A 14,711-nucleotide genomic window follows, 5' to 3' on the forward strand; every position below is an offset into this window, starting at 1 on the left:
CGCCACGCTGGCCGGCGCCGTGCTCGGCTCGGTGTTCGGCGGCGGCCAGGCGCAGGCGCCAGCCCCGTCGCGGAGCGGCAGGGGGAACGCGCCAGTCGATGTCGCCCCCCCACACGCGCCGGCGCCGCCCCCCACCGCTGCACCCCTTGCGAACCCCTGGTCTTCGCCCGCCCGGACGCCGCGCACGCCCGCCGCATCGGCACCGGGCGCCGAGGATGCAGAGGCGCTGCTGATCCTCCGCGCCATGATCTCCTGCGCCAAGGCCGATGGCAGCCTCGATGCCGCGGAGCGTGGGGGCATCGCGGCACAGCTCGACGAGGCAGGCCTCGACCAGGCCGAGCGTGACCTCGTGCTGGCCGAATTCGCGGCCCCTGCCGGTGTCGCCGAGATCGCCGCCGCTGTGACCGACCCTGTGCTCGCCGCGCAGGTCTACGCCGCTGCCTATCTGGCGGCTGGCGAGGTGGCGGCGGCCGAGCGGGCCTGGCTGACGGCGTTTTCCGCTGCCGCCGGGCTCGATGCACGCGCTGCGGCAGAGATTGAAAAAAGACTCGGAGCCGGCTGATTTAACTAGATTTTTATCAGGGCCGGATTGGGCCATATCGGCGGAGCCTCCGCCCCTTCCTGCGGCAGCACGACGACCGGCCTGCCGCCCTGGTTCTGCAGCGCGACCGAGGGCAGGGCGGTATTCTGGCCGCGTGCGTCGAACCGCATCGGCGGGCCGCGCATCATCTTCTGGGTCAGCACCGTTGCGCGGAGTGCGGCGGCGAGTGCGGGGCCGCGGGCGGCGGGCTGGCGTGTCATCGCCTCGCTCGCCAGCAGCACGGCATCGACCGTGAGGGCAAGCTCGCCCTGCACGAGTTCGAATCGCGCCGGTGGGTTCCGCCTGGCGAAGAGGCTCCTGACCTCGACCGTCACGGGGCTGCGCGGCTCCGGCCAGGGGGCGAAGGTGATGTGGTTCTCGCCAGCCGCATGCGGCAGCGTGAGCACCGCCTCGCTGGCAAGGCCCGAGAGGCCGAAGGCGACCAACCCGGATGGCCGCACGCCATCGGCCAGAATCGCCCCGATCATGGCGGCAGCGGCCCGCGGCGGCGCTTCGACCAGCACCAAGTCAGCGTCGGCGGCGCGCAGGAGGGCGAGAATGCCAAGCAGATCGTCAGCCTGCACCGGTCCGGTCGGCAGGGCGATCTCGGTGTAGGCTTCGATCGGCAGGTTCGTGGCGGGCAGGACGGCGCTGAGCGTCGTCCGCATCACCACCCCTTCCGGCGACTGGCTGTGGACGAGTGCGAGTCGCTGTGGCAGCGGCAGGGCGGCCGCCGCATGCAGGTCACGCATCAGGCCGAGGCCGCGTCCGATCAGCTGGCTCATCGTCGGCGCGCTGCGCACCACCATGCGCGCGCCACGGTCGGTGAGGCCCGGGGCGCCTGCGCAGGCGATGATGAGGGGCGTCTCCCGTCGCTCCGCCACCTGGAGGGCCGCGAGCGTCGTTGCCTCGCCGCAGGTGCTGATCACGACGTCGGCGCCATCGTCGATCAGCCGGGTGACGGCGCGCTGCGCTACCTCGCCATCGCCCCCCGACTCGGCGAAGCGCAGTGCCAGCGGCCTGCCGCGGCGGTTCGCGAGCTCTGCCGCGATCTTCGCGCCGTGGCGGACGATGAGGCCCTGCGCGCCGCCGCGCAGGAGGATGCCGAGGCGCGGCGACTGGCGTGCCTGGCCGCGGGCAAGCGTCGGCATCGCGAGCGCAGCCAGCGCGCCGGTGAGCGCACTGATCAGCGCGCGGCGTCCCGGCCGCATCCGTATGCGTGCGCCATCCCCGCGCCCGCGATCCCCCATCCCAATCATGCGTCATTAATGGACCCGCAGCGTCTCGATTGAAAGACGGTTCCCGGCTTTGTGTTGATGGGCCTCCATGCAATTCGGCCTGTTCACGCCGCCGCCCGAAGCGACTACACAGATCGATGAACCGTGATCGACCGGCCCTGATCGATCAGCAGGGGGAGCGCAGTATGGAGCTCAACGCGCAGGAAGCGGCGCTCGCCGCACGTGCCGCAGCCGTGGCGGAAAGCCGCATCGCCCCACGTGCCGCCGAGATCGACCGCACCGAAGCCTATCCGTGGGACCATGTCGCGACGCTGCGCGACGAGGGCTTCCTCGGCATGACAATCCCGCGCGACCAGGGCGGCCATGGCGCATCCTATCTCGACGCCGTCCTGGTGATCGAGGCGATGGCGCGACGGTGTGCCGTTGCCGGCCGCATCACCGTCGAGGCCAACATGGGCGCGCTCGGTGCCGTCATGGCCTATGGCACGGCCGAGCAGAAGCGCCTCGCCGCAGACCTCGTTCTGCGCGAGGGCGACAAGCCCGCCATCTGCATCACCGAGCCCGATGCCGGCTCCGCCGCGACCGAGATGACCACGCGGGCCGAGCGCCGGCCCGGCGGGTGGGTCATCAACGGCCGCAAGCACTGGATCACGGGCGGCGGCGTCTCGAAGCTGCACCTGATCTTCGCGCGCGTGTTCGAGGACGGCACCGACCAGGGCATCGGCGGGTTCCTCGCCATCCGCCGCGGCGAGGACGAGCCGCGCGGCCTCGTGATCGGCGCGCGGCAGCATGCGATGGGCGTGCGCGGCATCCCCGAGACGGTGGTCGACTTCCAAGACCTGTTCATCCCCGATGCGATGGTGCTGCCGAGCCCCGGCGGCTTCCGCCGCGGCTTCGCCGCGCTGATGGACGCCTACAATGCGCAGAGGGTGGGCGCGGCGACCGTCGCACTCGGCATCGCCGCCGGGGCGCTCGAGCACGCGGTCGCCTATGCCAAGGTGCGCGAGCAGTTCGGACGCCCCATCGCCGAGTTCCAGGGCCTGCAATGGATGCTGGCCGACATGGCGGTGGCGGTCGATGCCGCCCGCGCGATGGTGCACCGTGCCGCCCGGTCGAAGGGCCCGAACGGCTTTCCTGACGCCGTGCTGGCGGCCAAGGCCAAGATCCTCGCCGCCGAGACGGCGGTGAAGGTGACGAACGACGCCCTTCAGGTCTGGGGCAGCGCCGGCTATGCCCGCGACAACCCGATGGAGCGGCTGGTACGGGACGCGCGGATGTTCACCATCGCCGGCGGCACGGCGCAGATCCTGCGCAACCTCGTCGCCGCCAGCATCCTCGGCACCAGGCTTCCGCAGACGCGCGACGGCTGGCTGCGCGAGGCGGCCCGGCGCACGGCGGCGGAGTAAGGCCGGTGCCTTCCAGGGAGAGCCCCTACCTGGTCCGCGGCGCGGAGGCCGCGACGCTCGGTGACGGCTATCTGCTTGCGGTGAAGGAAGCGAGCTTCCCCGGCTTCGGCATCGCGCTCCGCTTCCAGGAGCGGCGGCCTGGCGGCCCGCCGTCTGACTGGTGCATCACCGGCCATAGCATCTTCGTCCTCGATGGACGCCTGCGCTACGAGTTCGATGACCATGCGGTCGAGGCAGGCCCCGGCGACATGCTGCACATTCCCGCAGGCGAGGCGCACCGCCACAAGCCTTCGGTCGTGGGCGAAGGCCCCGTCCGCTACGTGCTGACCGAGTTCGGCGAACATCCGCGCACGTAGACATACCGGGCTGCGTTAAGCCTTCCTCCATCCGCTCTGGCGATAACGGACGCGATGGAACAGCACCGGACAGGGCATTCTGGCCTATGAAGACCGCGCTTTCCGGCGTGGTGAACTGGTTTGGCGCCTTCGGCGACGGCAGCGCAGAGAAGGCCCAGGCGCGCGCGCGCGCGGCGGGCCAGCAACCCGGACGGCAGGCCATGAATGCGGAAGCCCTGAACGACGCGCCGCCAACCCCCGTTCCCGATCCCCCTGGGGCGTGGACGCCGGCGCGGCTGCGCTTCGTCGCCGCCCTCTGGGGCGAGGGCTACACCGGGCCTGGCGGCGACGAGGAGGCGCTGCGCCTGTCCAAGCCGCTAGGGCTCCAATCCTCCCACTCCCTCCTGAACCTCGGCGCCGGCACCGGGGGCGCGGCGCGGGCGATCACGCTGGCCTCCGGCGCCTGGGTCAGCGGCTATGAGCAGCAACCTGACCTTGCCCTCGCCGCATCGGCCATCTCGAAGAAGGCGCAGCTCGAGAAGAAGGCCGACATCAAGCCGCTCGACCCGGCAGCGCCGAAGTTCCGCGCCAACTACTACCAGCACGCGCTGGTGCAGGAGGCGTTCTGGACGATCGAGAACAAGCCAGGCGTTGTCGCCGCTCTCGTGGCCGCCGTGAAGCAAGCCGGCCAGGTCGTCATCACCGACCTCACCCTCGGCGAGACGCCGCTCGACCCCAGTGACGCGACGGCCAAGGCCTGGATGCGGCTTGACCGAAACCCCGTCCACCTCCTTGGCGCGAAGGAGGAAACAGCCCTGCTCGCCAAGCACGGGCTCGACATCCGCATCGCCGAGGAGATCAGTGCGCGTCATGTCGCCCAGGCCACCGCCAGCTGGCGGTCGATGGTGGAGCTGCTGCAGCAGCAGCGCCCATCGGCGCAGCAGGCGCTGACCATCGTGCAGGAGGCGGAACTCTGGCTGCGCCGCCTTGCGTTGATCCGCTCCGGCAGGCTGAAACTCATGCGCTGGCACGCGATCAGGCGCTGAGCAGCCCGATCCCGCCTGCGGTTGACAGGATTGCCGGCCTTCCCTATCACCCGCCCCTCGCGCCGAACCGACCGCCCTGACAGGTGAACCATGCGTATCCGCAACTCGCTCAAGACCGCCAAGGCGCGGGACAAGAACAACCGGCTCGTCCGCCGCAAGGGCAGGCTGTACGTGATCAACAAGAAGAACCCGCGGATGAAGGTCCGCCAGGGGTGAGCCGGGCGCGCTGATCACCTGCCGCGCTGCCTCGGCCGCGCCATGTCGCTGATGTTCCGACCGCCGTGGGCAGCCCCGGCGGTCTTGCTTTGTGCAGCCCATCGCTGATCGCCGTCTTGCGCGCCGCCCCGCGAAGCGTCACTTCTGGGCGAACGGAGCGGAGCGGAGCGGAGATACACCCATGCTGGCGATGCCGGAGCCGAAGGCCGAGATCCTCGCCCGGCGCGAGGAGATCGTCGCAGCCCTTGTCGCGCGCCTCGGCGCCGGCAACGTGATCGCCGAGCCGCTTCGCCTCAAGCCCTACGAGACCGACGGGTTCACCGCCTATCGCCGCGTGCCGCTTGCCGTCGTCCTGCCCGAGACGACCGCGCAGGTCGCCGCCGCGCTGAAGTATTGCCACGAGAACGGCATCCGCGTGGTGCCGCGCGCGGCCGGCACCTCGCTCTCGGGCGGTGCGCTGCCGCTCGAGGATGCGGTGGTGATCGGCGTCGCGCGCATGAACGCGATCCTCGAGGTCGACTATGCCGACCGTCTCGCCCGCGTGCAGGCGGGTGTCACCAACATCGCCATCACGCGTGCTGTCGAGGGGGACGGGTTCTTCTACGCACCCGATCCGTCAAGCCAGCTTGCCTGCATGATCGCCGGCAACGTCGCGATGAACTCGGGCGGCGCGCATTGCCTCAAATACGGCGTCACGGCCAACAACCTCCTCGGCGTGACGATGGTGACGGTCGAGGGCGACATCCTCACCCTCGGCGGTGACCATCTCGATGCGGCGGGCTTCGACTGGCTCGGCCTCATCACCGGCTCCGAGGGCCAGCTCGGCATCGTGACCGAGGTGACGGTGCGCATCCTCCGTGCCGCCGAAGGCGCGCGGGCGATGCTCGTCGGCTTCGGCGCGACGGATGTGGCTGGCCAGGCGGTGGCCGACATCATCGCGTCCGGCATCATTCCCGTCGCGCTCGAGTTCATGGACCGGCCCTGCATCCATGCCTGCGAGGCCTTCGCCCATGCCGGCTACCCGCTCGATGCCGAGGCGCTGCTGATCATCGAGGTCGAAGGCTCGACCGAGGAGCAGGACGCGCTGCTCGCCCGCCTCCAGGCGATCTGCGCGCGGCATGCCCCCTCGACCATGCGGGTGGCTGCGACGGCCGAGGAGAGCCTCGCGATCTGGAAGGGGCGGAAGGGCGCGTTCGGCGCGGTGGGTCGCATCAGCCCCGACTATCTCTGCATGGACGGAACGATCCCGCCGGGCCGCCTGCCCGAGGCGATGCGCGGCATCGGTGCGCTCTCGGAACAGTATGGGCTGCAGGTCGCCAACGTGTTCCATGCCGGCGATGGCAACCTCCACCCGCTGATCATGTATGACGCAAACGACCCCGCGAGCTTCGACCGTGCCGAGGCGCTGGGCGCCGACATCCTGCGCCTGTGTGTCGCGCTCGGCGGATGCCTGACGGGCGAGCATGGGGTGGGCATCGAGAAGCGCGACCTGATGAGCGCGCAGTTCGGCCCGGTCGACCTCGACCAGCAGAAGCGGATCAAGACCGCCTTCGACCCCGGCTGGATCCTGAACCCGCACAAGGTGTTCCCGCTCGTCGATGCCTGAGCTCACATCCCCTGCGGTCGACGCGCCCACGAGCGAGGCGACACTTGCCGCTCTCGTCGCCGCCGCCCACGCGGCCGGCACGCCGCTCGCCGTCTGGGGCAACCGCACCAAGGCGGCGTTCGGCCGGCCGGTGCAGGCGGCGGGTGCGGTCAGCGCACGCGCGCTCACCGGCATCACCCTCTACAGCCCTGCGGAACTCGTCGTCTCCGCCCGCGCCGGGACGCCGGTTGCCGACATCGAGGAGGCGCTCGCGGAGAAGGGCCAGCACCTGGTGGCGGAGCCGCCCGATCTCTCTGCCATCTGCGGCCCCGAGGACGGCATGGCTGATGGAAAGCCGACGATCGGCGGGGCGGTGGCCTGCAACCTCTCCGGCCCACGCCGGATCGCGCTCGGTGCGATGCGTGACCAGGTGCTGGGCATCCGCGCCGTCAACGGCATGGGCGAGGTGATCACCTCCGGTGGGCGCGTGCTGAAGAACGTCACCGGCCTCGATCTCTGCAAGCTCCTGTCCGGCAGCCGCGGCACGCTCGCTGTGCTGACGGAGGTGACGCTGAAGGTGCTGCCGGCACCGGAGGCGACGGCGACGCTCGTGCTGCGCGGCCTTGGCGCGGAGGCTGCGGTCAGTGCCCTCTCGGCCGGCCTCGGCTCTCCCTTCGGCGTCACCGGTGCCGCCTTCCTGCCCGATGGGGCGGCATTGCTCGGCCCTGGCGGATCGGCGACGCTGCTGCGCATCGAGGAGTTCGCCGATTTCATCCCCTACCGCACCGACAGTCTCTCGGCCCTGCTCGCGTCACATGGGCGCGCCGATCGGCTCGACACGGCGGCCTCGCTCCCGCTCTGGCGCGCGGTGCGTGATGCGGTGCCGCTGGCGCCGTCCACGGGCGAGGGCGTGTGGCGCCTCTCGGTCCGTCCCTCCGCCGGCGCGCGTGCTCTGGCGGCGCTGGGCGAGGCGGGGCTAAGGGGCTTCCTCGACTGGGGCGGCGGGCTCGTCTGGGCGGCGGGCCCCGGCACCGAGGCCTCGCAGCGCGCGGTGATGGCTGCGGCGGGCGCGGCGGCTGGGGTGTTCTGGACGATGCGCGCGCCCGGCCCCCTCCGTGCCGCGCTGCCCGTGGTGCCTGACGAGGTGCCAGCGCTCGCGGCCCTGAGCCGCCGCGTGAAGGCGGCGTTCGATCCGAAGGGGATTCTCGGTCCCGGCCGCGTGTTCGCCGGGCTATGATGCTGTCGGTTGTGTGTCCGGTGCTGGGATGAGGGGGCCCGCGTGACGATCCTGTTTTTCCTTCTGCTTCTGCCCGTGCTTGCTCTCGGCTTCACGGGGCTGACGCTCCTGTTCCTCGACGTGCTGCACGCGGGCTCACGCTCGCGGGCGGAATGGGCGCGTGACGGGCTTGCCTTCGTGTTCGGGTTCCTCGCGCTGGCGGGCCTCGTGTGGGACATCGCCTCGGGCGAGTTGTTCCGTACCGAGAGCTTCACGATGTTCATGGGCATCTACGGCATGAACTTCGTCCTGCTCGGCGTCGCCTTCGTGCTGCTGGCGCTGCCGCATGGCGGTGCGAAGGCTGGTGCCGACGCCGCCTCCAGGGCGGATGGCTGAGCGCGGATGCAGACCACCTTCACCGACGAGCAGCTGCGCGACGCCGATACGCGGGAGGCCAACGGCATCCTGCGCACCTGCGTCCATTGCGGGTTCTGCACGGCAACGTGCCCGACCTTCCTGCTGCTCGGCGATGAACTCGACAGCCCGCGCGGGCGCATCTACCTGATCAAGGACATGCTGGAGAACGGCCGCCCGGCAACAGCCGAGGTGGTGCAGCACATCGACCGCTGCCTTTCCTGCCTCTCCTGCATGACGACGTGCCCCTCCGGCGTCCACTACATGCACCTGATCGACCATGCGCGCAGGCACGTGGAGGAAACGTTCGAGCGGCCGCTGCCGGAAAAGGCGATCCGCCGCGTGCTCGCCGCCATCCTGCCGCGCGTCGGGCTGTTCCGCCTTGCCGTCCTCGGCGCCTGGGCAGCCCGGCCGCTGGCGCGGTTCATCCCCGGCAACAGTGCGCTCTCGCAACGGCTGCGCGCCATGCTCAGCCTCGCACCTCGCACCGTTCCTTCGCCGAGCGCGGTCGAACGGCCTGGTACGCACAGGGCGGCGGGAGAGCGCCGCTTCCGCGTGGCCCTGCTCGCCGGCTGCGCGCAGCAGGTGCTCGCACCCGAGATCAACGAGGCGACGATCCGGCTGCTGACGCGGCTCGGCGTCGAGGTGGTGGTGCCGAAGGCAGCGGGCTGCTGCGGAGCGCTCGTGCACCATCTCGGCATGCACGACCCTGCCATCGCCTCGGTGAAGCGGAACGTCGCCGCCTGGACGGCCGAGCTCGAGGGCGAGGGGCTGGATGCGATCGTGATCAACGCGTCGGGCTGCGGCACGACGGTGAAGGATTACGGCTTCATGCTGCGCGAGGACCCTGCCTGGGCGGGCAAGGCAGCGAAGGTCGCCTCGCTCGCGAAGGACATCACCGAGGTGCTCGAGATGGTCGGCTACGCGCCGACGCGCACGCCGCCGCCCTTGCGCGTCACCTACCACTCCGCCTGCTCGATGCAGCACGGCCAGAAGCTGACGACGCTGCCGAAGGCGCTGCTCAAGAAGGCCGGCTTTGCGGTGGCCGATGTGCCGGAGGGGCATATCTGCTGCGGCAGCGCCGGCACCTACAACCTGCTCCAACCCGAGATCGCCGGCCGCCTGCGCGAGCGCAAGCGCGGCAACATCGCCCGCACCAGGCCCGATGTGGTGGCCACCGGCAATATCGGCTGCATCACCCAGCTTTCCGCGCGGAACGCTGCCGAGGGCGGCGCGCCGGTGATCCACTCGGTGCTGCTGCTCGACTGGATGGCAGGCGGCCCGGTACCTGCCGCGCTCGCCGCCCACCCGGCGCTGTCACAGCTGGGCCTCACGCACGCGGGACTTGCGGAACCCGCCTGACACGCCTGATGCTGTGGGCATGGCGCCCTTTCGCCGCTCGCTGATCCTCGCGGTCCTTGCCGTCCCCGGCCTCGCGCTTGCGCAGACGCCGCCGCGGCGGCGCGAACTCACGCTCGACCAGATGTTCGAGGCGCTCAAGATCGCGCCGGACGATGCCTCCGCCCGCGCGGTGGAGGCACAGATCTGGCACAGATGGGTGCAGGCCGGCAGCCCTGCCGTGCAGCTCCTGATGCGCCGCGGTCTCCGCCATCTCGAGACGCGCTCGCTCCCCGATGCGGTGGAGGATTTCGACGCGGTCATCGCGCTCGCCCCCGAGATGCCCGAGGGCTGGAACAAGCGTGCGACCGCGTATTTCCTGATGGGCGACTACGACAACGCCGTGAAGGACATCCAGGAGACGCTGGCGCGCGAGCCCAGGCATTTCGGCGCGCTCGCCGGCCTCTCCAGCATCCAGGAAAGGCGCGGCGACCATACTGGCGCGCTCAGGGCCTATGAGCGTGCGCTCACCATCCACCCGCGCATGGCAGGCTCTGAGGCACGGCTGAAGGAGCTCCGCCGCAGGGCACTTGGCGAGGAGAGCTGAGCGGATGCTCCAGGAGCCAGGCGGCAGGGAGATCGTCCTGCGCGACGCCGGCTATCGGCGCATGGAGCTCCGGACCCACGCCGCGCTGGTCCCCGCCTGGCGGCCCAACGAGGAGGCGGGCTTCTGCTGCGTCGCAAGCGAGGAGGAGCAGCATTTCGGCCCCACGCTGGTATCGGAAACCTGGGCCCGCGCGCTGTAGCTCAGCCGCCTTTCAGGGCGGCAACGATCCGCCCACGCAACCAGCGCTCCGCCGGGTCGGCGTCGGTCGCACCGCGCCAGGCCATGGAGATGATCGCCTCGGGCGCGGGGAAGGGGGTGGGATCGATCCTCAACCCCCCTTGGGCGGCAAGCGTCTCGGCCACGAAGTTGGGCACCGTCGCGACCAGCGCCGTGCCCGCCAGCACCGAGGGCAGGAGCGCGAAATCGGTCAGCCCCAGGATGACGCGGCGGCTTCGCCCCAGCGCCTCGATCGCCTGGTCGGCCCTCCCGCGCAGGTCGCCGGCCGGTGTCACGAGGACATGCGCCCGCGCGGCATAGGCGTCGAGCGAGATCGGATCGGGGTCGCTGTCGGCGCGCAGAACGACGAAATGGCCGGTCACCACCGTGCGCCGCTTGGCGTTGGCGGGAAGGTCATCGGCCATGTAGCCGAGCGCCGTGGACACCTCGCCCTTCTCAAGCTGCCCGGGGATGGTCTTCCAGTCGCCCTTGCGGACCGTCAGCGTGCAGTGCGGTGCCTCCTCGCCCAGCACCGGCATCAGCCGCGGCAGCAGCGGGATGGCGATGTCGTCGGCACAGGCGATGCGGAAGGCGCGCGCATCGGTTCCCGGGTCGAACGGGATCGCGGGTGCCACTGCCTCGGTCAGCGCCGCCATGGCGGGGCCGAGGCGTTCCATGAGCGAGAACGCGCGTGCCGTCGGCTCGAAGCTGCGGCCGGTGCGGATGAACAGCGGATCGCGGAACGTGTCGCGCAGCCGCGCGAGGGCGCCCGACGTGGCCGGCTGCGACAGGCCGAGCCGTTCGCCCGCGCGCGTGACCGATCGTTCCTCCATGATGGTGGCAAAGATGGTCAGCAGGTTGAGGTCGAGATTGCGCAGCTGGTCGGCCATGGCGGCGGAGTATGCCGCGCCCGGCCGCGTCGCGGATAGGCCATGTCCACCGAAGCGTCACGCGGCCGTCATGGCCCTGCAACAGGCGCGCGGTATCGCTCTCGCCTCGATCAGGAACCGGAGGGACATGCCGATGATCCGCCACCGCCTTGCCGCTGCCCTTTTGGGGGCGACGATGCTCGCCGCGCTGCCCGCAGCCGCCGACCAGCGCTTCCCTGCGACTCTCGCGGGCCATGCCTTCGTCCCCGCTCTGAGCCTGATCGCCCCGCCGGCCGATGCGCCGGCCGATGCGTGGGTGAGCGGCAAGTTCGCCGGCCCCGGCAATCTCCGCGTCGACCGGCCGATGAGCGTGATGGGCAACACCGGTGCGATGAACGGCAACCGCACCACCGGCATCTCCTTCCCCTTCATCGGCCAGCCGCTGCAGGGCTTCTCTGGCTTTGCGATGAACCGTGCCGCTGACGGATCGTTCTGGACGATCACCGACAACGGGTTCGGCAACCGCCGCAACAGCCCCGATGCGCTGCTGTTCTTCCACCGCGTGATGCCGAACTGGCAGCAGGGCAGCGTCGAGCTGCGCCAGACGATCTTCCTCCGCGACCCCGACAAGGTGGTACCGTTCCGGATCATTAACGAGGGCACGCGCGAGCGCTATCTCACGGGCGCCGATTTCGATCTCGAATCGATCCAGGTGGTCGGCGACACGGTGTGGATCGGCGAGGAGTTCGGCCCCTACCTGATCCGCGCCACGCTCGATGGCCGCATCACCGGCCTGTGGGAGACGATGCTCGACGGCCAGGCGCTGCGCAGCCCCGACCATCCGGGCCTCGTCCAGCCGGCCGCCGCGGGGCGTGACTGGCGCGTGCCGCGCACCGGCGGCTACGAGGGCATGGCGGTGACGCCTGACGGCTCACGCCTCTGGGCGATGCTCGAGAAGCCGATCCTGACAGCCGAGGGGCAGGCGGAGGGCAACGTCCTCCGCGTGATCGAGTTCGATACTGCCGCCGCGCGCTGGACCGGCCGCAGCGTGAAATACGCCCTCGAGCAGGGTGCGACCGCGATCGGCGATTTCAACATGATCGATGCCACGCGCGCGCTGGTGATCGAGCGTGACGACGGCGAGGGCGACCCCTCTCTCGCCTGCGCCGCGCCGAACCAGCCGCGCCCCGATTGCTTCCCCAATCCGGCGCGGTTCAAGCGCGTCTATGTGATCGATCTCGCCCAGGTCGACGCCAATGGCTTCGTCAGGAAGATCGGCCATGTCGACCTGATGAACCTGGCCGACCCGGAGGGGCTGGGGCGTATCCGCACGGCGGCGAACCCGCCGCTCCAGGGCCGCTACACCGTGCCGTTCTTCACCATCGAGAACGTCATGCGCGTCGATGACACGCACATCATGGTGGCGGTCGACAACAACCTGCCGTTCTCGTCCGGCCGCGCGCTCGACCGTGCCGCCGACAACGAGTTCTTCCTGATCCGCGTGCCCGAGCTTCTGGCGGCCCGCTGACGAAGAAAGGGGGCGGTGCCGAGATGGCGCCGCCCCCCAGTTGACCCGTAGGTTCGGGTCGTTTCAGGCGTTGCGGCGACGCCGTGCGGCGAAGCCGAGGCCGAGCAGGCCGGCACCGAGCAGGCCAAGCGTGGCAGGCTCGGGAACACTGAACGAACCGTTCGAGATCTTGATCACCATGACCAGGTCGTCATGGTTGTCGTCAACGCCTGCGCCGCCATCGTCGAGGGCGATCAGCAGCGTGTTGCCGCCGAACGCGGTCGAGCCGTTGAGGGTCGTGTCGAACACGCAGGTGTTGATGTCAGCGCCGCAGGTCGTGACCGTCGAGAAGAAGTTCGGCACCGCCGGCGGCTCCGGGTTGTTGGCGTTGGTCACCGTCGCCGGGCCGTTGAAGCTTGTCGTGAAGCTGAAGTTGATCAGCCCCGGGGCGACGAGCTCCGAGCCGACGAGGACCGGTGCGGTGCCGCCGCCGAACAGCGACGACAGGCCCGTGTTGCCGCCGCCGACGGTCTGCTTCGTGTTGCCGTTCAGCGCGAAGCTGTTCGTCGCCCCAGCCTCGAAGCCGAGGTAGTAGACGTCGATCGTCGTCGCCGCCCCGGCATTGAGGAACCAGGTGGCGCCGAACAAGCCCTCGACGGCGCCGATCACGTTGTTCGGGTTTGACCCGCCACTTGGTGTCGTACCGATGCTGAGGGCGTTGGCGTTCGTCGCGGCGAGGCTGGCGCTCACTGCAACGACGCTCGCGAGGAGCAGTTTTCTCATGTGCTTTATCTCCTGTGAGAGGCCGCTGTGCTTGCGTGACGGCCAATCGAGTAACGTTCAAGCAAACGTCGTGCCACTAAAAAAACGCAATCTTTACAATGATTTGCTCCGTCAGGGATCCGCGTCGATCACATACACTGGAACGTTACCCGACAGTCCCTGTCGTGATCGCTTACGGACAAATGTCAATTCCGGCCGGAGCGACGCTTCGACCGCAAGCGGCGCGGCGCAGCCAGGGGAGGGGAGGGGCTAGTCATGCTCACCCCCAGGACGGAGGATGCCCCGATGCCACGCGCTGCCCTCGCCAGAACCGGTTCGCTGCTCGATGACGAGGCCTGGGCCGCCTTCGCCGCGCGTGACGGAAGCCAGCGCGGCCGCTTCGTCGCCGGCGTGATCACCACCGGGATCTACTGCGCGCCCGGATGCCCCGCGCGGCTGCCGCGGCGGGAGAATTTCCGCTTCTTCGCTTCGCCGGAGGTCGCAGAGGCAGCCGGGTTCCGCGCCTGCCGCCGCTGCGTGCCCAGGGCGGCGCCTGAAGCGACGGCCGCCGCTGCCGTCGTTCGCGCCGTGGCGGACGCGATCGCCGCCGCCGAGGAGACGCCGACGCTGGCCGACCTCGCCGCCCGTACCGGCTACTCCCCGTTCCACCTGCTGCGCCTGTTCAAGGGCGCAACCGGGCTGACGCCACGCGCCTACGCCGCGGCGTTGAAGGGGCGGCGCCTGGCCGAGGGGCTCTCGCGGGGCGAGGACGTCGCCGCCGCCGCCTTCGGCGCCGGCTTCGGCAGCCTCCGCGGGGCCTACGCCGCGACAGGCGGGATGAGCCCCGGCAGGGCACGTCGCGGCGGGCATGGCGAGACGATCCGCACCGCGCTGGCCGACACGCGCTTCGGACCGCTTCTCGTCGGCGCGACAGGCCGCGGTGTCTGCTTCATTGGCTTCGCAGAGCCGCGCGACGCCCTCGAGGCCGATCTCCGCCGGCGCTTTCCCGCCGCCACCGTGGTCGCCGACGACGTGGCGCTCGCCGCCCACCTCGCCGCCGTGCTGCGCTATCTCGACGCGCCGCGTCGTGGCCTCGCACTGCCACTCGACCTGCTGGGAACCGCATTCCAGAAGCGTGTGTGGGATGCGCTGCGCGCCATTCCGCCTGGGGAGCGGCGCACCTACTCGGACGTGGCGATGAGCCTCGGCAAGCCCGACGCGGTGCGGGCTGTGGCGACCGCCTGCGCGCGCAATCCCGTGTCGCTCGCGGTTCCCTGCCACCGCGTCATCGGCAAGGACGGCGGGTTGCACGGCTATCGTTGGGGGCTCGCCCGGAAGCGCGCGCTTCTCGAGGCGGAGGCGGCCGAGTGAGCCCG

16 protein-coding genes are annotated in these 14,711 nt (G+C 70.5%); 13 read left to right on the plus strand and 3 right to left on the minus strand.

What is annotated here, in order from left to right:
• The coding region (locus tag Q0C38_RS11180) for a DUF533 domain-containing protein (RefSeq protein WP_291297172.1) at positions 1–562 on the plus strand (562 nt) is incomplete at its 5' end.
• A gap of 5 nt (positions 563–567) precedes the next feature.
• On the opposite strand, the gene Q0C38_RS11185 is transcribed toward Q0C38_RS11180, so the two are convergent.
• Entirely contained in the window at positions 568–1,791 is a 1,224-nt protein-coding gene (locus Q0C38_RS11185) for an ABC transporter substrate-binding protein (protein WP_291297173.1), read from the minus strand.
• Between the two features lie 164 nt (positions 1,792–1,955).
• Here Q0C38_RS11185 and acdA point away from each other — a divergent pair, with 164 nt between their 5' ends.
• The 10 genes from acdA to Q0C38_RS11235 all read left to right on the plus strand — a co-directional run bounded on the left by acdA (position 1,956) and on the right by Q0C38_RS11235 (position 10,180).
• Positions 1,956–3,224, plus strand: a complete 1,269-nt coding sequence (gene acdA / locus Q0C38_RS11190; RefSeq protein WP_291297174.1) for a 3-sulfinopropanoyl-CoA desulfinase — start codon at positions 1,956–1,958, stop codon at positions 3,222–3,224.
• A 5-nt stretch (positions 3,225–3,229) separates the two neighbouring features.
• Positions 3,230–3,580 (plus strand): cupin domain-containing protein, encoded by a 351-nt coding sequence (locus tag Q0C38_RS11195; protein ID WP_291297175.1) that lies wholly within the window; start codon positions 3,230–3,232, stop codon positions 3,578–3,580.
• Between the two features lie 86 nt (positions 3,581–3,666).
• On the plus strand, positions 3,667–4,605 hold the full coding sequence (locus Q0C38_RS11200; protein ID WP_291297176.1) for a hypothetical protein: 939 nt from the start codon (positions 3,667–3,669) through the stop codon (positions 4,603–4,605).
• Positions 4,606–4,695: 90 nt separating this feature from the next.
• The gene (gene ykgO / locus Q0C38_RS11205; protein ID WP_291297177.1) at positions 4,696–4,821 is read left to right on the plus strand and encodes a type B 50S ribosomal protein L36; all 126 of its coding nucleotides are present in this window, start codon (positions 4,696–4,698) and stop codon (positions 4,819–4,821) included.
• 181 nt (positions 4,822–5,002) lie between these two features.
• Positions 5,003–6,427 (plus strand): FAD-linked oxidase C-terminal domain-containing protein, encoded by a 1,425-nt coding sequence (locus tag Q0C38_RS11210; protein ID WP_291297178.1) that lies wholly within the window; start codon positions 5,003–5,005, stop codon positions 6,425–6,427.
• The gene (locus Q0C38_RS11215; protein ID WP_291297179.1) at positions 6,420–7,643 is read left to right on the plus strand and encodes an FAD-binding protein; all 1,224 of its coding nucleotides are present in this window, start codon (positions 6,420–6,422) and stop codon (positions 7,641–7,643) included. Before Q0C38_RS11210 ends, Q0C38_RS11215 begins: the two co-directional genes overlap by 8 nt.
• A gap of 42 nt (positions 7,644–7,685) precedes the next feature.
• Positions 7,686–8,018, plus strand: a complete 333-nt coding sequence (locus Q0C38_RS11220; protein WP_291297180.1) for a hypothetical protein — start codon at positions 7,686–7,688, stop codon at positions 8,016–8,018.
• A 6-nt stretch (positions 8,019–8,024) separates the two neighbouring features.
• On the plus strand, positions 8,025–9,398 hold the full coding sequence (glcF, locus tag Q0C38_RS11225; protein ID WP_291297181.1) for a glycolate oxidase subunit GlcF: 1,374 nt from the start codon (positions 8,025–8,027) through the stop codon (positions 9,396–9,398).
• A gap of 19 nt (positions 9,399–9,417) precedes the next feature.
• Positions 9,418–9,981 (plus strand): tetratricopeptide repeat protein, encoded by a 564-nt coding sequence (locus tag Q0C38_RS11230; protein WP_291297182.1) that lies wholly within the window; start codon positions 9,418–9,420, stop codon positions 9,979–9,981.
• A 4-nt stretch (positions 9,982–9,985) separates the two neighbouring features.
• Positions 9,986–10,180, plus strand: a complete 195-nt coding sequence (locus Q0C38_RS11235) for a hypothetical protein (RefSeq protein ID WP_291297183.1) — start codon at positions 9,986–9,988, stop codon at positions 10,178–10,180.
• A 1-nt stretch (position 10,181) separates the two neighbouring features.
• Here Q0C38_RS11235 and Q0C38_RS11240 read toward each other — a convergent pair whose 3' ends face one another.
• Entirely contained in the window at positions 10,182–11,087 is a 906-nt protein-coding gene (locus tag Q0C38_RS11240; RefSeq protein ID WP_291297184.1) for a LysR family transcriptional regulator, read from the minus strand.
• A 133-nt stretch (positions 11,088–11,220) separates the two neighbouring features.
• On the opposite strand from Q0C38_RS11240, the gene Q0C38_RS11245 reads away from it, so the two are divergent.
• On the plus strand, positions 11,221–12,594 hold the full coding sequence (locus Q0C38_RS11245) for an esterase-like activity of phytase family protein (protein WP_291297185.1): 1,374 nt from the start codon (positions 11,221–11,223) through the stop codon (positions 12,592–12,594).
• Positions 12,595–12,657: 63 nt separating this feature from the next.
• Here Q0C38_RS11245 and Q0C38_RS11250 read toward each other — a convergent pair whose 3' ends face one another.
• The gene (locus Q0C38_RS11250; RefSeq protein WP_291297186.1) at positions 12,658–13,356 is read right to left on the minus strand and encodes a PEP-CTERM sorting domain-containing protein; all 699 of its coding nucleotides are present in this window, start codon (positions 13,354–13,356) and stop codon (positions 12,658–12,660) included.
• A gap of 285 nt (positions 13,357–13,641) precedes the next feature.
• Here Q0C38_RS11250 and Q0C38_RS11255 point away from each other — a divergent pair, with 285 nt between their 5' ends.
• A complete protein-coding gene (locus tag Q0C38_RS11255) occupies positions 13,642–14,706 on the plus strand; it encodes a methylated-DNA--[protein]-cysteine S-methyltransferase (RefSeq protein WP_291297187.1) in 1,065 nt (354 codons plus the stop codon).
• Positions 14,707–14,711 lie beyond the last annotated feature (5 nt).

It is taken from the genome of Elioraea sp. (assembly GCF_022842375.1).
Lineage (GTDB): Bacteria > Pseudomonadota > Alphaproteobacteria > Acetobacterales > Acetobacteraceae > Elioraea_A.